Raw genomic sequence first — 20,790 nt, 5'->3', positions numbered from 1 at the left:
GCGTGGGAATGCCGCCTTGGACGCTCTGCGTCCGCGTTGTGACGCAGAGCGTCACGCGATGCATTCCCACGCAGAGCGTGGGAACGATCAGTACCGCGGGCTTAGTTGCTCTTGACGGCGTAATCCGGCTTCTTGTCATTCCCCGGGATGTAAGGGCTCCACGGCTGGGCGCGGATCGGCTCCTGGGTCTGCCACACCACCGAGAACTGCCCATCGGCCTGGATTTCGCCGATCATCACCGGCTTGTGCAGGTGGTGGTTGGTCTTGTCCATGGTCAGGGTGAAGCCCGACGGCGCGGCGAAGGTCTGGCCGGCCAGGGCTTCGCGCACTTTATCGACGTCAGTGGACTTGGCTTTCTCCGCGGCCTGCGCCCACATATGGATGCCCACGTAGGTGGCTTCCATCGGGTCGTTGGTCACTGCTTTATCCGCGCCCGGCAGGTTGTGGGCCTTGGCATAGGCTTTCCAGTCGGCGACGAATTTCTTGTTCACCGGGTTTTCCACCGACTGGAAGTAGTTCCAGGCAGCGAGGTTGCCCACCAGCGGTTTGGTGTCGATACCGCGCAGTTCTTCTTCACCGACGGAGAACGCGACCACCGGCACCTCGGTGGCTTTCAGGCCCTGGTTGGCCAGTTCCTTGTAGAACGGCACGTTGGAGTCGCCGTTGACCGTGGAGATCACCGCAGTCTTGCCGCCGGCGGAGAACTTCTTGATGTTGGCTACGATGGTCTGGTAGTCGGCATGGCCAAACGGTGTGTAGACCTCTTCGATGTCTTTGTCGGCGACGCCTTTGGAATGCAGGAATGAGCGCAGGATCTTGTTGGTGGTGCGCGGGTAGACGTAGTCAGTGCCCAGCAGGAAGAAGCGCTTGGCGCTGCCGCCTTCTTCGCTCATCAGGTATTCCACGGCCGGGATCGCCTGCTGGTTCGGCGCCGCACCGGTATAGAACACGTTGGGCGACATCTCTTCGCCTTCATATTGCACCGGGTAGAACAGCAGGCCGTTGAGTTCTTCGAACACCGGCAACACGGATTTACGCGACACCGAAGTCCAGCAGCCGAACACCACGGCGACCTTGTCCTGGGTCAGCAACTGTCGGCCTTTCTCGGCGAACAGCGGCCAGTTCGACGCCGGATCGACGACCACCGGTTCAAGCATCTTGCCATTCACACCGCCCTTGGCGTTGATCTCATCGATGGTCATCAGCGCCATGTCTTTGAGCGACGTCTCGGAGATGGCCATGGTGCCGGACAGAGAGTGCAGGATGCCGACCTTGATGGTCTCGGCGGCCTGTACGGTCCAGGTCAGGCCCATGGCGGCAATGGATGCCGAAAGAGTGAAAGCCTTGATCAAGCTGCGACGCTTCATGGTGCGTTCTCCGTGAACCCGAGTTTTTGTTGGACAGATGACAGGGCTTTTGCAAGGGGCATGCCCGCTTTGTCCGCCTGCACAATCAACGTCTCAGGCGCGGTTTGCTGCGTAGGGCGTGCACTATATCGGCGCTCGCTTTCAAGGCGGGTTCACGCGTTGCACAGTGCTGGTGCGGGACGACTAACTATCTAACGCCTTGGTCAGGTTGGGGTGTTCAGGATGTCGGGACATTCGAACACACACCCAAGGAGCCCCCATGGACGATTCTTTTTCACGCGATAAACGCGCCGCGTTGCCCCAGGGGCACGCCAAGCTGGGAGCCTTGACCCCGGCGTTCATCAGCGCTGACGACGTGGCGCGCTATCTTCATGAACGCATCGGCAACCAACACGACAAGGAGTACGGTTGCGTGATCCTGCAGCGGCACTCGGACCATTTGTATGTCGGCACCGAGCCCCGGGCGGATCGGCCGACGACGTTCGATTTCACACTGTTGCTCGACCGCATCAGCGCCGATGGTGAATACCGCCAGCCGGACGGCTACACGCTGGTTGCGACGTTGCATTCGCACCCCGACACTCAGGCCGACACCCAGAAGAAAAACCCGCGCTTTACGGTGCAGCAGGTCAAGGCCTTCATGAGTTTCTATTCCACCCCGGATGTGATCCTTACCCAGCAAGACCGGCTGACGCTACCCTATGCGTATCTGTCTGGCCCGGACGGCACGTTGCTGCGCTATCAGGTCAGCCATTCGGAGGAGGAAACGGAGTATGCACGCTGGTTGTCCGAGAGCGGCCCGTGGGACTCGCCGCATGCCCATGACGGCAGCCTCGAAGGGGTGTTCAAAAAACTCGCCGCGGTCGGCACCCTGCGATTTCTGCTTTCCAGTCCCAATTGGGGGGGATCGGTAGGGGACGTGCCTGCTGATTGGCAACCCTATCAGCCCTTTAGCGCGGCGCCGCTGCCGATACCGTGTGGCCCGGTGTTCACCGGCCAGGAGCAGGCGCTGGCGTATGCCTGGACGCGTATCCAGCGCCAACCCACCGTACGACAGCAGGTGCTGGTGTTACAGCACAGCGTCAAAGGCCTGTATACCGCCGCCGAACCGCAACCGCCCGCTCAGCTCAAGCAACTGCCGCCCCTGCCGGAAGGCTTCCACCTGCACGGTGTGTACGTGCATTCGCGACCTTTGCCTGGCAACTATCCCGAGCTGGAAGCCTGGTTGTACAAGAACTTCATCAGCCCGCTGGAGCTGGCGCAGTGCATTGCCCAGTTTCGTGGCTATGCGCTGGCACAGCCTTCGACCCTGGGCGCCTCGCTGTTTATTCGCCTGCGTGATGAGGCGCTGTTGCGTTATCGCTTCTCCGGCTCGGCGGACGAGTCACTGCTGTTTGCGACTGAGGCCGATGGTGCGGTTCGTGATCAGGGCTTGCAGGCGCAGTTGGCCGGCGGCGCTTTGCTGACGCGCGACTATGTGCTGCGCGTGGCCAGGGCCGGCGAGCTGACGGTGGAAAAAACCAGTGCCCTGTGGGATCGCCCCGGAGTGGTCGACGCCCACTGGCGCCCCTATTCGAACCACGTACTGATGCCGCTCAAGCAGGCTTTTCTATCGGCCGACGACGCCGCCCGGCATGTGCACCTGCACATTGACGAGCAACGCGGTCTGACCTATGGCGGGTTGATCCTGCAGCGCAGCGACGGGCGCTTCGTGGCCACTGACCCGGTACGGGCCCAGGGCAGCCCGTTCACGCTGGATGGCGGTTACCCGAAGGACCGCCAAGGTGGCCTGATCGTTCTGCACGCCGGCCATCGCCTGCATGCGCGATATGGGTCGCGCCAGGCATTGTGGAAAACTGACCGCGCCCAGGGCACGCGACTCAAGTGGAGCCACAAGGAAGCCGAGCTGCATGCGCAGATGTTCAGCGACCTGGATATACAGGCCATCCTGCAATCCCAATGTCCGGGTTACCTCTCGGGAACGCAGGACAGCCTGATCGCGTTCCAGCCGGGCGAGTCGACGGCGGCCTGGCGCCAGCAGTGGCAGACACCGGCCTCCGGCGGCATGAGCCCGATCGCCCAACGTCTGGACAGCGGCGCGATCAAGCCTGCCGATATTGTGCGCATCCTGGCCGAGCCTGGCACTCTGCGCGTGATGACCGCCAGCAAGCTGTGGGGACCGGCGGAAAAGGTCGAGACGGATTGGGCGCCGTTCGTGCGGGTGCTGGAGTTTCAACGGCCCGACGCGTTGAGTTATGGCGCCGTGTTCGCCAGCGCCGACGCTGCGGCCCTGGACCTGCAGCATCGGCAACCGGAGCGCGCCTACCCGCGCTATGCCAACGTGTTCTTCGCGTTCATCTTCAAACACCAGAGTCGTGAGGAATATGTCGCTAGCGAGTGGGTGCCGGTCACGCAGAAAACCCCGCTGTTGTCGCTGCCTGGCGTGTCCGCCAATCCGGTGCCTGAAGGCTTTGCCTGCCAGGGCGTGTGCTACACCCGGCAAACGGCCGGTAGCGGTTCGACGGCATGGCTGGAGCGACTGTTTATCCTGCCCGATGATTTGAGCACGGCCATCGTCGAGGGGCGCACCGCGATTCCCTCATCAGGCCGTGGTGCGACGATTTATATCGCGCCGCCGGAAGGTGCCTTGCTGAGTTACCGATCGCCCTCGCCCCGTGGTCTGTTCGAGGCCGAGAGCAGCGGTGACAGCGTCGAGCAGATCAAGGCCAAGTTGAGTTTCGGTACCCTGGACGGGCTTGGGTTCGTGCGCAAGGTGGCTGACGCCGGTGAGTTGCGGGTGGTTGCTGCCAGCCCCTGCTGGGACCGCCCGGGCATCGTCTCGGGCAGCTGGGAGGCTTATGCGCACCTGCCACGCCGACGCATGAGCGCGGCGTTCCTGTCGATGGACGATGCCGCGCGTTACGTGTGCAGCAGAATGTCAGGAGGAGGGGGCACAAGAAGCTATGGCGGGGCGATTCTGCGTCGCGATGACGGCTGGTTCATCGCCAGCGAACCCTTATGGCTTGCTGATGAGGCGTTGGAGCGGAGCTGGTTGTTTCCCGATGAACTGGTGGCCCGTGGGCTTTACCCCGAGCGCTGTAAGCTGGTGGCCTATTACTCTTCGCGTCCGGTGATGCAGATGCCGTTCCTGCTGACGAGCGAGCAGGCCACGGTGTACAGCAACATGTTTTCCACCCGGCTGTTGGCTCACGCGATGAGTGAGGGCCATAAGGGCATCACGCACTACTCGCTGGGCCAGGACGGTTCGCTGATTCGCCTGCTGGCGACGGCCCGGGTCAAATACCCGCTGATCACTCAGGCCAACCTGGTCAAGCGCCCGCACAACCGTCGCGACTGGCTCTATGGCGAGACTGAATGCGCGTTGCGTTCCGGCGAGTTGACGCCTGTGGAGTACGTCAACCGGGTCGCCGCGTCGTTCTCTCTGGACGTGGTGCTGGGCGGCGCGCTATGGGGCGCGCAGGGGCCGGTGTCGGGCTGGGTGCCTTACGCCACGCCACAAGCTGCCGAGCGCGGTTATCTGCGAGCGCGGCATGACCCGGCGCTTGGCCCGGTCTGTACGCAACTGGACGATGCTGCGCGGTTGTTGTCCCAGGCGCTGACGACGTGCGACGAGCTGCAGATCGGTTATCTACTCAAGTCCCAGGACGGCCACTTCGTCGCGACCTTGCCGATCAAGGACAGTGGTGCGCGGTTCGCCCATCGACGGGTGTTCAGTGACGCGGGTTACCCGCGTGGCTACGTCATGGTCGGGCTGTACTTTTGCGTGTCGCAGCCCGTCGAGTTGCGTCCCCGTGGCGTCACCATCAGTGGCGACGAGATTTTTCAGGGGCTGTTTTCGCCCTACGACCTCAAGGATGCGCTGTATCAGGTCCGTGGCACCCGTGAACGTGCCAGCCTGCCGTTGTACATCTTCTGTGCCGACGGCGCCTTGCTTAAGTTCGTGGTGGCCAACGATCGGTTTGTTCAATACCGCGACCTGTCGGATTTACACGCGCGGGTGCTGAGCCCGCGCGATTTCATTCGGCGCATGGCGGCGGCCGGCGACTTGCGCATCCTGCGTTCCAGTGACAACTGGCCGGGTCTTGGCGTGGTGGACGACCAGTGGCAACCGGGGCGTTCGCAGGGTGTGCCGGCAGAAGACGAACACCCCCTGAGCCTGGGGCCGGTGTACGTCCATGCTGAGGATGCGGCGCTGCATATCCATGAACTGGCGGGGCAGTTTGCCGGTAAACAGTACTTGGGGGCGCAGCTGAAAAACACGGCGGGCAGTGGCTACCAACCGGTCCTCCCAACGCAGGACCAGGGTTACCCCTCCCTGGTTGCCGAGCGCTTGTTCCCCCTGGCTTTCAAGGGCATCGGCCCGGCCCGCAAGGTGCCGCAGCTGCCAGAGGGCTACCGGTTCTGCGCCGCGCACCTGGTGTTTCACGACGGGCTCGACCAGCCTGAAAGGGCGATTGAGGACAATTACCGCAGGTCCTTCGTCTCGTGGCGTGAAGTGGGTTTCTACGTCCACACCTTGAAGAGCGCCGGGGTGGCGATCAACGCGCTGTACCTGACCACACGCGATGGTGCCCTGTTGAGCTACCAGCCGAGTTTCAGCAACGATGAGTACAACCTGTTGGACGCCGGCCTCAAATGGTCCAAGGCCGGCGGCTACACCGCCTATGCGCCAGCGCCCTCCCATGTGGTTCTGGAGCTGGCGCGCCTCGGTGAGTTGCGGGTGATTCACCCGTCGGCGTTCTGGCGTGTACGTGGAAAACTCGGCGCGGACCTGGCCTCCTCGGTCGGCGAGGTGGTGCTGGTGCCGACCAAGGACGAGCTATGAGCCGCTCGCGCTTTGCCAGAAAAAGCGTGACAACACCAGCCGGTCCAGGGCCCACATCAACACCAGTGAAACCCCCACCAGCGGGAACAGGAGCGCCAGGGCGAACATAATCACCATTGCGGTTTTCCACTTGGGCAGGTCATGGCGCAGCGGTGGAACGCCTAAGCTGCCCGCCGGGCGGCGCTTCCACCAGATCACCAGGCCGCTGACCGCGCTGAGCAGAATCATCAGGCAGATCAGCAAGACGATGATCTGGTTCACCACGCCGAACATCTTGCCCTCGTGCAGCATCACGCCGGTCTCGGTGGCGCGTGCGACGTTGTTGTAGTGTTCCCAGCGCACATCGGCCAGGACCTTGCCGGTGTATTGATCCACATGCAGGGTGGCGTCGTTGCGCGGGTCGTCGGCGAATACCGCGACCGTGAACACGCCGGTGGCCGTGGTGGGGAAGGTGATGCTGTAGCCGGGCTCGACCTTGCGTGCGCTGGCCAGGTCGACCACTTGTTGCAGGCGCAGCGCCGGTGCGGCTGGGCCTGTATGCATGGCGCCGTGGTTCATGTGTTCGGCATGGTCGCCGGACATCGGCATGGGGGTGTTTTCCACGGCCCACGGCACGGTCTGTTGGCTGGCGGTATTGAGGGTGCGTGCCTGTTGGTCGGACTGCGGCACGTTGTTCCACATGGCGTCCGGGAAGCGGTTCCACAGCTCGGCATACTGCTTGCCCCAGAAGCCGGTCCAGGTCATGCCGCTGAGCAACATCACCAGCAGAAACGCGGCGCCCCAGAAACCGACCACGGCATGCATATCGCGCCAGAACACCCGGCCGCGTGCATTCAACCGAGGCCACAACACACCGGCCGCCGACTTGCCGCGCGGCCACCACAGGTACAGGCCCGACACCACCAGCATCACGCCCCAGCCGGCGGCGAGTTCCACCAGGCGATCACCGACAGTGCCGATCATCAGCTCACCGTGCAGGGCACGGGCGATGGCTTGCAGGTTGTATTTGGCGTCCTGTTGGCCAAGCACGGTGCCACGATACGGATCGACGAATACCGTCACTTCGCGGCCGTCGTTGCGCATGACGAACTGTGCGCTGCGGGTGGCGTCGGCCGGTGGCAGGTATTTGCTGATCCGGGCTTGGGGGAACGCGGCCTGGGCTCGTTGCAATTGCTCATCGGCACTCAGGGCATGCTCGGCGCTGGGCACGGTCAGCAGGTCGCCATACATCAGCGGGTCGAGCTGTGGTTTGAACAGGTAGATGATGCCGGTGAGGGCCAGCAACACCATGAACGGGGCGACGAACAGGCCGGCGTAGAAGTGCCAGCGCCAGGCCAGGTTGTAGAAGGAAACTTTTTGAGTGGACATCAGGGGCTCCGCAAGGCGTTGGTTTTTTTGTGTCAGGTAGGCCGCTAATCGGGGGCAAGCCCCCTCCCACATTGGAATGCATTGCAAATGTGGGAGGGGGCTTGCCCGCGAGGCGGTCAGAAGCTCATGTCGACTTTGGTCCAGAGGGTGCGCCCCGGTTCCTTGAGGGCTTGCGGGTCGTTGGCCGGGTAGCCGAACCCGGCGTTGCCGGCCAGGTTCAGGTGCTCGGCATAAGCCTTGCCGAACAGGTTGTCGACGCCGGTGCTGACCTTGAAATTCTTATTGATGCGGTACGCGGCGTTCAGCGAGAACACGCCAAAGCCGCCGCTCTTGTCGAAGTCCTTGCCGACCACGTTGCCCTGGTTCGGGGCGATGCGATTCTGCGCCGCGACCACCCGCCACAAGGCGCCGGCGCTCCAGTCATCTTCGTTGTAGGTCAGGCCGAAACGGGCATCGAGCGGTGGCATTTGCGGCAGTGCCTTGCCATCGCTGCTGTTCTTGCCCCAGGCGTAGGCGAGGGTGGCGTCGGCCTTCCAGTTGCGCGTCAGCTTGTAGGCTGCGCCCAGTTCACCGCCCATGATGCGTGCATCGATATTACGTGCCTGGGAGGTGGTGCCCATCATGCCCGGCCTGTAGTCGAACAGAATGAAGTCCTGCACCCGGCCGATGTAACCCGAGGCCCAGGCTTCCAGGTCGGCGGTTTTGTATTGCGCGCCGAAGTCGAGTTGCGTGGTTTTCTCCGGCTTGACGCCATCGAAGGCGTTGACCGAGCCGGCCGCGCCGGTGTTGGGGGAAAACAGTTCCCAGTAGTCCGGGAAACGTTCGGCGTGGCCCAAGCCTGCATAGACGGTGGTGGGTGTGTCAGCCAGGTCGTGCTCGTAGCGCACAAAGCCCGAGGGCAGGGTATCGGCGCGCGTGTCGTCGGCGGTGGGGTTGGGGCGGGCCATCATGCCCGAGCCGGTGACCTGGCGAAAATCCTTGGCCGAGGCGCGGTCCAGGCGTGCCCCGGTGATCAGGCGGTCGCGGTCGGCGGCGTACCAGGTCAGTTCGCCGAACACGCCGTAGCTGTGGAAGTTGGCGTCCTTGTTGCGCGGCAGATCCTTGTACGTGTCGATGCCCATGCTGCTGCGCTGGCGGTGTTCATTGGTTTGCGCGTCCAGGCCGCTGATCAATTGCACATCGGCCCAGCGCCAGGTGGCCTTGATGCGAGCACCGAGGGTGCGACGGTCGACGTTGGAAGCCATCGGCCCGGCCATCATGCCGGTGCCCGACGGTACGCGCAGGCTGTAGTTGTCCATCACGTGGTCGGCATAGTTGTAGTAGACCTGGGCTTCGACCTTGTCCAGCACTTCGCCGATGTTGGATTTCTCGAAACGCAGGCCCAGGCTTTCGCGCAGGAACTGCGAGCCGTCCATGCCGCGCCCGGCGTAACGCGCTTCCCCATCACCGCGCCCGGCGGTGAGTTCCAGCAGGGTGTCGGCGTCGGGCGTGAAACCGACGGCCACGTCGCCGTTCCATTTGTCGTAGCGCGAGGCGACCGTTTTGTTGTTGCCGTCCTTGTAATCATCGGCGTGGGCTTGGTTGCCGATCACCCGCACATAGCCCAGCGGCCCGCCGGCGGCTGCATCGATGACCTTGTCGAAGCGCCCATTCGAACCGGCCAGTACGCTGGCGTTGACCCGCGTGCCCAGCTCACCGAACTGCTCGGGTTCGCGGTCGAACAGGATCGTGCCGGCCGATGCGCCTGGGCCCCAGAGCACGGTTTGCGGGCCTTTGATCACGGTCAGCTTGTCATAGGTCTCCGGTGAGATGTACGAGGTGGGTGCGTCCATCCGCCCAGGGCAGGCACCGAGCATCATGCCGCCGTTGGTGAGGATATTCAGGCGCGAGCCGAACATGCCGCGCAGCACCGGGTCGCCATTGGTGCCGCCATTGCGCACCAGGGCAAAGCCGGGGATGGTCTTGAGGTAGTCGCCACCGTCGCTGGCGGGCACCGGTTGGCGCGGGTCTTTCGGGTTGGTGATGACCGTCAGCGGCGAGCTCGGCGCGATCGCGGTGATCACGGTAGGGCTCAACTCGTGCTCGTCGGCATGGGCCTGTGGAACCAGCAGTGCGCCGCACAGAACGGCGAAAACGGGGGAGCATCCCAAACGGGAGTCAGCAGAAAACCTGGACATGAAAAATTCCATCAATCATTCGTAAACAACACGGCCAGCAGCCTGCGGCTGTCTGTCTAAAGTCGGCCGGGGTGAAGTAACGGTGCTTGGTGCGCTTACGTAAGGATGGGTGGGGCGCGGCTGCGGGCGCCGGGGAAGATGCTCTGCCGGGCATGGCCCAGGCGCGTGGCGGGGGTGAGGGCATTGTCGGGCGGCGGGGTATCGAGCAGCACCGGCGAAACGCTGCCGGGCAAGGCCGGGCAACTGAAGAGCAGGTCGCAATAGCCGCACTTGGCCCAGAGTGCGTGGTGTTCGTCAGGTGCTTTTTTGTGATGGGCTTGGCCATGCTCCATCGGCATGCTCATCGACATACCGGCGTGATGATCCATCGGCATCGCTTGGGAAATCAGCGGACCGATAAAGATCATCAACATGGCGAACAGGCTGATCCAACTGCCGCGTTTCACGCGGCGGTGTACCGATAGCCTGGCGCGAGGGGCGCCCATTGTGTGTCAGCCTATTGGGCGTGCTTATGCTCGTGGCCGGCCATCGGCGGTGCTTTCTGCACCGAGACCTGCACCTGCACCTTGCCGGCTTTTTCGAAGGTCAATATCAGTGGGAACTGCTTGCCATCGGTCAACAGGCTGCGGTCTTTGAGCCCCAGCAACATCACGTGATAGGCCATCGGTGCGAAGGTCAGCTCGCCCTTGGCCGGCACTGCCACGCTGGGTACTTGCTGCATCTTCATCAAGTCGCCCTGCATCACATGCTCATGCAGCTCGGCCTTGTCCGCCACCGGCGTTTGCACGCTGAGCAGGCGGTCCGGCGTTTCACCGGTGTTATGAATCACAAAATACGCCGCGACGGTCGGCGCATTGGGCGGCAACTCCTGGGACCAGGGTTGGCTGACCAGCAAGTCGCCGGCCTTGTAGTCCTCGGCGTTGGCGGCACTGAACACCGGCAACAGCAACGCAGCCAGAAGCAGGGAAGATTTGAGCATGGCAGTTCTCCAGAACGGTTCTAAACGCAGTTCACTTGCGAAGACATCAGGCCGTTGGAGAGGCGCGAGGGTTGAGGCTGGGCCATTGCTGGCGCGGGGTTGGGGTTTGCAGCCGGGGCGCCGGCAAGCTCTGCGCGGCGTCGAACCGGGTGACATACAACTGCGGCACATGCCCCGGCAGCGCCACCAACGGCGCCGAGCCCGAGCAACACCAGCAGTGCTGCATGGCGGAGTGATCGTCCTGCTGCGGCGCCGGAATCTCCAGTTTGCCCAGGGCGATGGTCTTCAGGCTGGCGCCATTGGAGGAGCAGAAACTGCCCCACAGCAATTGCTGCACGGGGTCCTGGGACTGTTGCATCGCCCCGGCCATCGGCATGGCAAAGGCGTTGAACAGCACTGCAAGGCAGGCGATCCACACAATTGCAAAGCGTTGACGGGCCATGGCGGACAATCCGTAGGGTTTAACGATCAGGGGGGTATTTAGCCTGATCGGGGGGGATAAGTAAAAAGCGGTGGTGTGGTTTGGTGTCGCAGTGCCGGGTTTGAGGATAGACGGGGAATCGATTGGACGCCGATTTTCTAAGCTGCGCAGTTTGAATGTGGGACTTGCGGTGTTTGGTGCGCCTCAGGCTCTGGGCCTGAATTTGAACATCTTTCGCAGAAATATCCGACAAGTCTTTGAGGTTGCCCCTAGGACACTCGATCTCTAGTCTCCGTACACCGCTGTGAACTCAGCGGTCGGGCGTCGCGGCCCGGATTTTCTAAGAGCAAAAGCACTATCGTCTGCTTTCAGTTGATGCTTTTTTATCGTCTACTGTGCGGCGCAATGGTGGCTGTGCGCGGGATACCTTCGGGTATGCCGGGTTGCCTTAGGACCGGTCCGCGAACCTGCGTACAGCTGCCACCCCCTCGCGTCGCGGCGAATCAGTGGCAGCTCCACTTTTCTAAGGAGCTTCACAATGATTAAACCCACCCCAAATCCCCCCATCCGGCTCTTCACCGTGGCCGATGAAATCAGCACCGAAGACCTGTTGGTCAACCTCAGCGAAACACTCGCCTCGGCCAATGCACTGAGTTGCGATATTGCGTTTAACCTGGAAGGCTCGAAACGAGAGGAGTTGCTGGGCGTTGCGCAGTTGATTGAGTTGGCGCAGTTGCTTGCGCATCGCGTGCACGACGGTGTTGGACAAACAATGCCTACGATGAGTTAGAAGCCTTATGTCAAATCGTTCCTGCGTTCACCCGGAGGAACGATTAGTGACGTGGAGCTGTAAATTATGCAGTTGGAACTCCGTGGACCTGCATATCAACGCCCAAGGCTTTTCTAATCACCGCAAAAATCGCCGCAAGGTTATCCATGCTTGGGTTGCCACTGGCTGACAGCATTCGGTGCAGGCTTTTACTCGGTTTGGCGGTTTCTTTCGCAAGTCCCTCGAAACCCACCGTTGCGTTAACTAGATCACGCAGAATCACGCGTGAAATTTCCGGTTCACCATTGAGAAACAGCGTAGCTGCCTCGTCAAGGAGCGCTTGGGCAAATTCAGGGTCGCGCTGAGCACGTTCGGCGATGGTGTGTTTGTAGCTGCGGGTTAGCGCCATGCGGGTCACCTCTTTTGTTCCAGTTTCTTGCAACGCTGATGCTCAATAACCAGCGACTTTACGGCTTTGATATCGCGCTTCTGAGTGGACTTGTCTCCACCACCGAACAGGATGATTAGTCGTTGACCTTCTTGTATGAGATAGATTCTTAGGCCAGGCCCCCAGTCGATGCGGTATTCGCCGATCCCATCGAACCACTTGATGTTGCTGGTGTTACCCATTTCAAGTCGAACCAACGCCGTGGAAACTCTGCTTGCCGCCGGTACACTCAAAGATGAAAACCATTCATCGAACGGGCTCGACTGGTTATCGCGTCGGTATTCTTCAATCTCAATCATCAGCCGTCCTGAAGGTAACAAATAGGTTACTAATCAAGCAAGCGAGCAATCCTGACTTATCGAATGAAATTTGCCAATGCGATGAGTGTTTCTTCAGGCGACAAGAATTCGCGCTCTACTAGAGCCAACACCGGCCGCTTCAACACCAGCACCGGCACCCCTCGCTCCCGCGCCACTTCCAGCTTCGGCTCCGTCGCTGCGCTACCGCTGTTCTTGCTGATCAACACATCAATCGCGCGCCGTTCAAACAACGCGCGTTCGTCTTCGATCAAAAACGGCCCACGTGCGCCGATCACTTCACACCGCTCATTCCCCGGATACACGTCCAGCGCGCGCAGTGTCCAGAACTGGTCAACCGGGATTTCATCGAGGTGCTGCAACGGTTCGCGGCCCAACGTGAACAGGGGGCGCTTGAAGGGTTTTAGGGCGGCGATCAAGTCGGCCCAATCGCTGACCTCGCGCCAATCATCCCCGGCCTGCGGCTGCCATGCCGGACGCCGCAGCGCCCAGCATGGGATGTCGCTCAACTGTGCAGCCTCGGCGGCATTGCGGCTGATCTGCGCCGCGTAGGGGTGGGTCGCGTCGAGAATCAGGCCAATCCCCTCGTCCCGAACAAACGCCGCCAAGCCCTCGGCGCCGCCGTAGCCGCCAACCCGCACCTGGCACTTGAGGTCCGTCGGCACGCGGCCCACCCCGGCCAGACTGTAGATATGCTCCGGCCCCAGAGTCCGCGCAATTGCCAGTGCCTCGGTCACGCCGCCCAGCAGCAAGATGCGTTTCATAGCGGCTTGACCACTTCAAGCAGCGTGATCGGCAACGCCTGGCGCCAGGTATCGAACTCGCCCAGCGGCTGCGCCTGCGCCACATGGACACGGGTCAGCTCGCCGCCATGCTGGGCGCGCCAGTTCATCAAGGTCATTTCGCTTTGCAGGGTCACGGCATTGGCGACCAGCCTTCCACCAGGCCGCAGCTGTTGCCAGCAGGTCTCGAGCACGCCGTCGCGGGTGACGCCGCCGCCGATGAAGATCGCGTCCGGTGCTTCCAGACCGCGTAACGCCTCGGGAGCCTTGCCGCGAACCAGTTGCAGCCCAGGCACGCCCAGCGCATCGCGGTTGTGTTCGATCAGGCCCTGGCGACCTTCATCCGCTTCAATCGCCAGCGCACGGCAACTGGGGTGCGCACGCATCCATTCGATACCAATGGAGCCGCTGCCCGCGCCCACATCCCACAGCAGTTCACCGGGCATCGGCGCGAGGCGGGCCAGGGTCATGGCGCGCACGTCGCGCTTGGTCAATTGACCGTCGTGCTTGAAGGCGGAATCGGGCAGGCCCGCCAGGCGTGACAGGCGGGGTGTTGCGCAGGAGGCTACGCAGTCGATGGCGACCAGGTTCAAATCGGCGACTGAAGCCTGTTGCCAATCAGCCGCCAAACCGTCGATACGCCGCTCGTCCGCGCCGCCCAGGTGTTCGAACACGCTCAACCGGCTGGGCCCGAACCCGGATTCAGCCAGCAACGAGGCGATCGCAGCAGGGCTGCGACCGTCGTTGCTCAACACCAGCAACCGCACGCCGCTGGCCAAGTGCATATTCAGCGCCGCCAAGGGCCGGGCCACCACGGATAACGTCACCACTTCCTGCAATGGCCAGCCCAATCGCGCCGCCGCCAGCGACACCGACGACGGCGCCGGCACTATCAGCGACTCTGCCGCCGGCACCTGCCGCGCCAGGCTGGCGCCCACGCCATAGAACATCGGATCGCCGCTGGCCAGCACGCACACCGGTTCGCCACGCCGAGCCAGCACCGGCTCCAGGGAAAACGGGCTTGGCCACACTTGGCGCTCACCCCGAATGCATACCGGCAACAGGTCCAGCTGGCGCTGGCCGCCTATGATCCGCGTGGCGCGCAACAGGGCATGCCGGGCATTCCTGCCCAGCCCCTTGAAGCCGTCTTCACCGATGCCTACAACCGTCAGCCAGGGCGACATATCAATTCCTTGAACGACATCCGACGGGCAGGCTTTTCATGCCGCCGGACAAAGCAGGCATAATACCGCGCCTTGACCCGTCAACCGGTAGCCCCGTGAACCCAACGCCCGCTGTGAATACCTTGCGCCCCTCGGCTTGTCCGGGGTTGCTGCGTATTGTCCAGGCGCTGGATGGCGGCATTTGCCGGGTCAAACTGGCGGGCGGTTCAATCACCGCCGCCCAAGCCAGCGCCGTGGCAGACGCGGCCCAGGCCTATGCCGGTGGGGTGATCGAGGCGACCAACCGCGCCAACCTGCAGATTCGCGGAATCGGTGCCGACCAGGAAGCGCTGATTGCGACGCTGCTAGCCGCAGGTCTTGGCCCCCGCAACGCCGGCGGCGACGACGTGCGCAACCTGATGCTCAGCCCCAGCGCCGGTATCGACCCGCAAATGCTGTTCGACACTCGCCCGTTGGCCGACCAGATTCTCGCCACCTTGCAAAGCCATCCGCGCTTTCATGAGCTGTCGGCCAAGTTCGCGGTGCAGCTGGATGGTGGCGAAGCCCTGGCGATGCTCGAACATCATCACGATCTGTGGCTGTCGGCGTTTGTACGCGACGGCCAGACGCTGCTCGCGTTCGGCCTGGCCGGTTGCCCTGGGCTGAATGCACCGTTGGGCGCCGTACCGCTGGAGCAGGGCCATGCCCTGGTGGTGGTGGTCCTGGAAGCGTTCCTCGATCTGGCGAGCCCTGCGCAAACCCGCATGCGCCATCTGCCCGTGGAGAGTGTGTTGGGCCGTCTCAACCTGCCGCTGCTGTCCACCGACGGCTTCAAACGCCCGCCCAGCGGTGCGTTGCTGCACCTCGGAACCTATCCACAGGAGCAAAAGAACCAGTTCTACGTCGCGGCTATCGCCCCGTTGGGCCGCCTGGATTCGACGATGCTCAAAGGCGCTGCGCAACTGGCCAACGAGTACGGCGACGGCACCTTGCGTTTCACGCCTTGGCAGGGCGTGCTACTGCCCTACGTCGAAAAGCCGCACGCAGTGACCCAACGCCTGGCGCAGTTGGGCTTTCTCTGTTCTATCGAGCAGCCCCTGGCGCGCATGATCGCCTGCACCGGCTCCAGCGGCTGCGGCAAAGCCCTGGCCGACACCAAGGCTGACGCGGTGCAACTCGCCGCGTTGCACCCCGGCCATGACGTGCACCTGTCCGGCTGCCCGCGTTCCTGCGCCGCCGCGCACACCGCGCCGGTCACGCTGCTGGCGGTAAGCCCGGGTCACTACGACCTCTATTTTCGTGATCCAGCCAAACCCGGTTTCGGCCGGCTGCACGCGCACAACCTTTCCATTGAAGCGACGGGCGCCTTGCTACGCGCCCGCCCACGGAGCAACACCGATGATTGATTACATCCGCGACGGTCAGGAGATCTATCGCAACTCCTTTGCCATTATTCGCGCGGAAGCCAAGTTGGACCGTATCCCGGCCGACCTGGAAAAACTCGCGGTGCGCGTGATTCATGCGTGCGGCATGGTCGAGGCAATCGACGGCCTGCAGTTTTCCGAAGGCGCGGGCCAGGCCGGGCGCGCTGCGTTGGCCGCTGGCGCGCCGATTCTGTGTGATGCGCGAATGGTCTCCGAAGGCGTGACCCGAGCACGCCTGCCGGCCAATAACCCCGTGATCTGCACCCTGCGCGACGACAGCGTGCCGCAATTGGCGAGGGAGCTGGGCAACACCCGTTCCGCTGCCGCCCTGGAGCTGTGGCGCCCGCACCTGGAAGGTAGCGTGGTGGTGATCGGCAACGCGCCGACGGCCTTGTTCTACTTGCTGGAAATGCTCGACGCCGGCGCCCCGAAACCGGCATTGATCCTGGGTTTCCCGGTGGGGTTTGTCGGCGCTGCCGAATCCAAGGCCATGCTTGCAGCCGATAGCCGTGGCGTGCCCTTTGTGATCATGCAGGGCCGCCTGGGCGGCAGTGCGATGGCTGCCGCTGCGGTCAACGCCTTGGCCACGGAGGTCGAATAATGCCGGTACGCGGACGTTTGATCGGCCTGGGCGTCGGCCCCGGTGACCCGGAACTCATCACCCTCAAGGCCCTGCGCCTGCTGCGCGAATCGCCGGTGGTGGCGTACTTCGTGGCCAAGGGCAAGAAGGGCAACGCCTTCGGCATCATCGAAGAGCACCTGGTGCCGCAGCAGACCCTGATGCCGCTGGTGTACCCGGTGACCACCGAGGTGTTGCCGGCACCGATGTCCTATGAACAGGTCATCAGCGATTTCTACGACGCCGCCAGTGTCGACGTGGCCGCGCACTTGGACGCCGGCCGCGACGTGGCGGTGATCTGCGAAGGCGACCCGTTCTTCTATGGCTCCTACATGTACCTGCACGACCGCCTGGCCGAACGCTATGAAGCCCAGGTCATTCCGGGGGTGTGTTCGATGCTCGGTGGTGCGTCGGTGCTCGGCGCGCCGTTGGTGTATCGCAACCAGAGCTTGTCGGTGCTTTCGGGCGTGTTGCCCCACGACGATCTCAAGCGCCGCCTGGCGGACGCCGATGCCGCGGTGATCATGAAGTTGGGGCGCAACTTTCCCAAGGTGCGCCAGGTGCTCGAAGAGCTCGGCCTGGCCAAGCGTGCGCTGTATGTGGAGCGCGCGACCATGGCCAACCAGAAGATCGTACCGCTGGACCAGGTGGATCCGGCTTCGTCGCCGTACTTTTCGTTGATCATCGTACCCGGTGAACGGTGGCAAGGTTGATGAGCCCAGCGATTGTCATCCTCGGCCAGGGCAGCCTGGCCACTGCGCGCAAGATCCAGCAGGTGTACCCCGGCGCCTTGATCTACGGCCTGGCGGCTCGGGTCGACGGCGCCGACCGGGTCTACAGTGAGTTCGGTACGACCCTGCGCCAGCTCTATCAACAAGGCACGCCGCTGATTGCGCTGTGCGCCGCCGGCATTGTGATCCGCACCCTGGCGCCGCTGCTGCTGGAAAAGGGCGAAGAACCCGCCGTGCTGGCGGTTGCCGAAGACGGTAGCGCCGTGGTGCCGCTGCTCGGCGGGCTGGGCGGCGTGAACGTCATGGCACGCGACATTGGTGCTGCGCTGCAGGTGGCCGCTGCGATTACCACCAGTGGCGAGCTGCGTTTCGGCACTTGTCTGCTCAACCCGCCCAAGGGCTATGAGTTGGCGGATCTGGAGCTGGGCAAGCGCTTCGTTTCCGACCTGCTGGCCGGTGAAAGGGTACGCATCGAGGGCGTAGCGCCGTGGTTGGACCAGGCCAACCTGCCCCAGGACGCACAGGCACGCCTGGCGATTCACGTGGGCAATGCCGAGCGCAGCCCAGTCCCCGATGAATTGCTGATTTATCCGAAGAACGTGAGCGTAACCTGCAAACCAGGTGCACAACTGGCTGAGCGTGTGCGCACGGCGCTGGGTGAGGCGGGTATCGCCGTGCAATCCCTGGCGTGCCTGCTGGCCAGCGATACGCACATGGCTGAAGCGTCGTTGCACGCAGCGGCGTTGGAGCTGGGTGTACCGCTGCGTTTCGTCAGTGCCGGCCGCGATGCCGATATCGTCATCGATGTCGCCGAGCAACCATTGGACCTGTCGCAAGTCGGCCGGGTGCGTGGCCGCCTTGCCGTGATCGGCCTGGGCCCTGGCGCAGCCGAGTTGATGGTGCCGGCGGTCAAGGCTGAACTGGCGCGTTGCACCGACGTGCTGGGTTATGAAACCTACGTGCGCATGGCCGGCCCGTTTCGTGACGATCAGGTGCAGCACTGCACCGATAACCGCGAAGAAATGCAGCGCGCGCGCCACGCTTTCGAGCTGGCGGCCCAGGGGCGCTCGGTGGTGGTGGTGTCGTCCGGCGACCCGGGCGTGTTCGCCATGGCCGCCGCGGTGATCGAGGCTTTGCACGAGTCCACCGACCCGACGTGGCATCAGGTCGACCTGCAAATCCTGCCGGGTGTCTCGGCCTCGCTCGCCACCGCCGCCCAGGCGGGGGCGCCGTTGGGCCATGACTTCTGTGTGATGTCGCTGTCGGACAACCTCAAGCCGTGGTCGATCATCGAAAAACGCCTGGACCTCGCGTCCCAGGCCGATCTGGCGCTGGCGTTCTACAATCCGATCTCCCGCTCACGCCCGTGGCAGCTGGGGCGTGCACTGGAAATCGTGGCACTGCACCGCACGCCTGAAACGCCCGTGGTGCTGGGGCGCGATATCGGTCGTCCGGGCCAGACCCTGCGTGTCACTACGTTGGGGCAACTGACGCCGGAGCAGGTGGACATGCGCACCATGGTGTTGATCGGCTCGTCCACTACCTGCACATTCCCGCGTGCCGGTGGCGGTCAATGGGTATATACACCGCGCTGGTACGGCGAAAAGCCTGCGTCCTGAAAACGCTTTATTGGTCGCCGGAAAGCTCCGAATGACCCAGGGATTTTCCTGGCGTCGTTCGGGGCTTTTTCTTTTTTCTGCGACGAAATCCGCCAGCCTGCCCGTGACGCGGCGTGATTGCTGGGCAGCGCGCTTCGCCGGGTTGGGCCAAGGGATTTATAGCGTCTGGAAAGCCCATCAGCCCCTGGACTAGGGTGGACATAAGCCCCGAGTTGGGGTGCTTGTGGAGAATCAAAATGGAGCGACATCACAGAGGGATCAGCAGTACAAAACGGCGCAAGTTGATTGCTGCCTATAAGCTGCCGGGAGCATCAGCCAGGCAGGCGGTTTTACCGCAGGACGCCGAGGACGACTTCAATGCAGCCGTGGTCAACAATGGCGTCATCTCGTTTGCCGAAGGCTTGTCCGGCCTGAACAGGGAGTACGTGCGTAAAAGCTATTTGCTGGCCAGCAGCTACGTCAGCGATGTGCTGAAAGTGCACCGTGGAACCGAGGATTGGTACGACGAATTCATCAAGGTGATGGTCAGCCTGGGGTGGTTGCCGGTGCGCAGCAGCTTCGAGCGGGTCTCACGTATGGGCAAGGGCCTGACCGTGCAATTGGCGGCGCTGAACCTCATCGCCGGCATGCTGGCGTCGAGTGCCTTGTCCGGGCCGCTGCTCACTGCGCTGCCGAAACTGGCGGCCGATGCATTGGAGGCGTTGAAGCAGACGCCGGCGTCGTTCGAGTTGTTCAAACGCAATAGCTCGGTGCATCAGGGCGGTGATTTTGGCCTGGCGTCCTGTGCGCAAACAGAGGGTGGATTGATGATGGTGCTGGTGACCTACAGCACCCGTGGCGTGGATAAACAGGTGGGCTTGCCCTTCCTGGAGTGGGACAGCTCCTCGTTCGAGGCTTTCAGCGGGCAGACCTGCCTGGTGCTGAACACCACGGTGGTCAACGAAAAGACCCTTCAGCTGATGCGCGAGAGTGCGGGAGACAAGGTGCAACTGGCGATCGCCAAGTACCGCATCTAGGGCACCAGGTAACCGCGCACGCCGGTAAAGATGATCTGCGCGGCCAGCGCGCAGACGAACAACCCCATCAGCCGGCTGACAATCTGCAAGCCCTGGTCGCCAAGAATGCGTTCAATGCGGTTGGACAAATACAGCACCACACCGACCGTGAGGCTGGCCAGGGCGATGCTGAGGATGGCCATGATCTTGTCATCCCAATGCGGCTGGCTCACGCCCATCACCAGCAGGGCGCCGATCGTACCGGGGCCGACCGTGAGGGGGATGGTCAGCGGTACGATGGTCACGTCCTGCTGCACATTGTCGGCCTGTACCGCCGACTTGCCCTGGGCCATGCCCAGGGCGGAAATGAACAGTACGCTACCGGCGCCGATGCGGAAGGCATCCACCGTGATGCCGAAGACACTGAAAATCACGCGGCCGAACAGGTAGAGCAGCACGCTCGACACCAGTGTGGCCAGCGCCACTTTCCACGCCAGGCGCCGACGCTCCTTGCTGGAATAACCCCGGGTAAGGCTGATAAAACAGGACAGCACGAAGAACGGGCTGTAGAGCACCAGCATTTTCAGGTAGACGCTGAATAACACGTGGAGCATGTGAGTGGCTCGTGGTGGATAAAGTGTGTGGAGTCTATCAGGCGGCACACACCAAATCTGCAAGGGGCTTTGTAGTGAGCGGGCTTGCCCGCGCTGGGTGGCGAAGCCGCCCTAAAACCAGACACCTCGGTCTTTCTGAAACACTGCGGCG

General features: G+C 62.8%; 18 protein-coding genes. 7 read left to right on the top strand and 11 right to left on the bottom strand.

Annotation, left to right across the window (positions count from 1 at the left end):
• Positions 1 to 101: 101 nt before the first annotated feature.
• A complete protein-coding gene (gene urtA / locus ACQRBT_RS06250; protein ID WP_060755047.1) occupies positions 102 to 1,367 on the bottom strand; it encodes an urea ABC transporter substrate-binding protein in 1,266 nt (421 codons plus the stop codon).
• A 259-nt stretch (positions 1,368 to 1,626) separates the two neighbouring features.
• Here urtA and ACQRBT_RS06245 point away from each other — a divergent pair, with 259 nt between their 5' ends.
• Positions 1,627 to 6,213 carry a DUF4329 domain-containing protein gene (locus ACQRBT_RS06245; protein WP_412046621.1) on the top strand — a complete coding sequence of 1,529 codons (4,587 nt, stop codon included), beginning with the start codon at positions 1,627 to 1,629 and terminating at the stop codon, positions 6,211 to 6,213.
• Here ACQRBT_RS06245 and ACQRBT_RS06240 read toward each other — a convergent pair.
• From ACQRBT_RS06240 to ACQRBT_RS06220, 5 genes are all read right to left on the bottom strand, one after another.
• Positions 6,208 to 7,581: a PepSY-associated TM helix domain-containing protein gene (locus ACQRBT_RS06240; protein ID WP_412046622.1), complete on the bottom strand. Its 1,374-nt coding sequence runs from the start codon at positions 7,579 to 7,581 to the stop codon at positions 6,208 to 6,210. The genes ACQRBT_RS06245 and ACQRBT_RS06240 overlap by 6 nt on opposite strands.
• A 116-nt stretch (positions 7,582 to 7,697) precedes the next feature.
• Positions 7,698 to 9,758 carry a TonB-dependent copper receptor gene (locus tag ACQRBT_RS06235; protein ID WP_412046623.1) on the bottom strand — a complete coding sequence of 687 codons (2,061 nt, stop codon included), beginning with the start codon at positions 9,756 to 9,758 and terminating at the stop codon, positions 7,698 to 7,700.
• Between the two features lie 95 nt (positions 9,759 to 9,853).
• On the bottom strand, positions 9,854 to 10,243 hold the full coding sequence (locus tag ACQRBT_RS06230) for a DUF2946 domain-containing protein (RefSeq protein ID WP_412046624.1): 390 nt from the start codon (positions 10,241 to 10,243) through the stop codon (positions 9,854 to 9,856).
• A gap of 11 nt (positions 10,244 to 10,254) precedes the next feature.
• A complete protein-coding gene (locus tag ACQRBT_RS06225) occupies positions 10,255 to 10,737 on the bottom strand; it encodes a copper chaperone PCu(A)C (protein ID WP_198760928.1) in 483 nt (160 codons plus the stop codon).
• A 46-nt stretch (positions 10,738 to 10,783) separates the two neighbouring features.
• Positions 10,784 to 11,179: a DUF2946 domain-containing protein gene (locus tag ACQRBT_RS06220; RefSeq protein ID WP_244701804.1), complete on the bottom strand. Its 396-nt coding sequence runs from the start codon at positions 11,177 to 11,179 to the stop codon at positions 10,784 to 10,786.
• 517 nt (positions 11,180 to 11,696) lie between these two features.
• On the opposite strand from ACQRBT_RS06220, the gene ACQRBT_RS06215 reads away from it, so the two are divergent.
• The gene (locus tag ACQRBT_RS06215; protein ID WP_104995392.1) at positions 11,697 to 11,948 is read left to right on the top strand and encodes a DUF6124 family protein; all 252 of its coding nucleotides are present in this window, start codon (positions 11,697 to 11,699) and stop codon (positions 11,946 to 11,948) included.
• 64 nt (positions 11,949 to 12,012) lie between these two features.
• On the opposite strand, the gene ACQRBT_RS06210 is transcribed toward ACQRBT_RS06215, so the two are convergent.
• Genes ACQRBT_RS06210 through ACQRBT_RS06195 form a run of 4 tightly spaced genes read right to left on the bottom strand, consistent with a single transcriptional unit; the run spans position 12,013 to position 14,658 of the window.
• Positions 12,013 to 12,336, bottom strand: coding sequence for a DNA-binding protein (locus ACQRBT_RS06210; RefSeq protein WP_046485680.1), 324 nt, complete (start codon positions 12,334 to 12,336; stop codon positions 12,013 to 12,015).
• Between the two features lie 5 nt (positions 12,337 to 12,341).
• Complete coding sequence (locus ACQRBT_RS06205) at positions 12,342 to 12,674, bottom strand: type II toxin-antitoxin system RelE/ParE family toxin (RefSeq protein WP_161547804.1); 333 nt, start codon at positions 12,672 to 12,674, stop codon at positions 12,342 to 12,344.
• Between the two features lie 56 nt (positions 12,675 to 12,730).
• Positions 12,731 to 13,456, bottom strand: a complete 726-nt coding sequence (locus ACQRBT_RS06200; protein WP_161547805.1) for a cobalt-precorrin-6A reductase — start codon at positions 13,454 to 13,456, stop codon at positions 12,731 to 12,733.
• Complete coding sequence (locus ACQRBT_RS06195; RefSeq protein WP_060755034.1) at positions 13,453 to 14,658, bottom strand: bifunctional cobalt-precorrin-7 (C(5))-methyltransferase/cobalt-precorrin-6B (C(15))-methyltransferase; 1,206 nt, start codon at positions 14,656 to 14,658, stop codon at positions 13,453 to 13,455. The genes ACQRBT_RS06200 and ACQRBT_RS06195 overlap by 4 nt, the downstream gene beginning before the upstream one ends.
• A 38-nt stretch (positions 14,659 to 14,696) precedes the next feature.
• Between ACQRBT_RS06195 and cobG the strand changes: the two genes are divergently transcribed.
• From cobG to ACQRBT_RS06170, 5 genes are all read left to right on the top strand, one after another.
• Positions 14,697 to 16,043, top strand: a complete 1,347-nt coding sequence (gene cobG, locus ACQRBT_RS06190) for a precorrin-3B synthase (protein WP_161547806.1) — start codon at positions 14,697 to 14,699, stop codon at positions 16,041 to 16,043.
• Positions 16,036 to 16,662, top strand: a complete 627-nt coding sequence (locus tag ACQRBT_RS06185; protein ID WP_090367047.1) for a precorrin-8X methylmutase — start codon at positions 16,036 to 16,038, stop codon at positions 16,660 to 16,662. Before cobG ends, ACQRBT_RS06185 begins: the two co-directional genes overlap by 8 nt.
• Complete coding sequence (locus ACQRBT_RS06180; RefSeq protein ID WP_161547807.1) at positions 16,662 to 17,393, top strand: precorrin-2 C(20)-methyltransferase; 732 nt, start codon at positions 16,662 to 16,664, stop codon at positions 17,391 to 17,393. Before ACQRBT_RS06185 ends, ACQRBT_RS06180 begins: the two co-directional genes overlap by 1 nt.
• Complete coding sequence (gene cobJ / locus ACQRBT_RS06175; RefSeq protein WP_161547808.1) at positions 17,393 to 19,030, top strand: precorrin-3B C(17)-methyltransferase; 1,638 nt, start codon at positions 17,393 to 17,395, stop codon at positions 19,028 to 19,030. Before ACQRBT_RS06180 ends, cobJ begins: the two co-directional genes overlap by 1 nt.
• Positions 19,031 to 19,266: 236 nt before the next feature.
• Entirely contained in the window at positions 19,267 to 20,046 is a 780-nt protein-coding gene (locus ACQRBT_RS06170) for a hypothetical protein (protein WP_161547809.1), read from the top strand.
• Here the strand turns inward: ACQRBT_RS06170 and ACQRBT_RS06165 are convergent.
• Positions 20,043 to 20,639, bottom strand: coding sequence for a MarC family protein (locus ACQRBT_RS06165; protein ID WP_060755028.1), 597 nt, complete (start codon positions 20,637 to 20,639; stop codon positions 20,043 to 20,045). The genes ACQRBT_RS06170 and ACQRBT_RS06165 overlap by 4 nt on opposite strands.
• Between the last annotated feature and the right edge of the window lie 151 nt (positions 20,640 to 20,790).

The organism is Pseudomonas sp. R19M (genome assembly GCF_050312585.1).
Lineage (GTDB): Bacteria > Pseudomonadota > Gammaproteobacteria > Pseudomonadales > Pseudomonadaceae > Aquipseudomonas > Aquipseudomonas palleroniana.
Note: the sequence above shows the minus strand (reverse complement) of the source record. Positions and strands in the feature narration are given on the sequence as shown.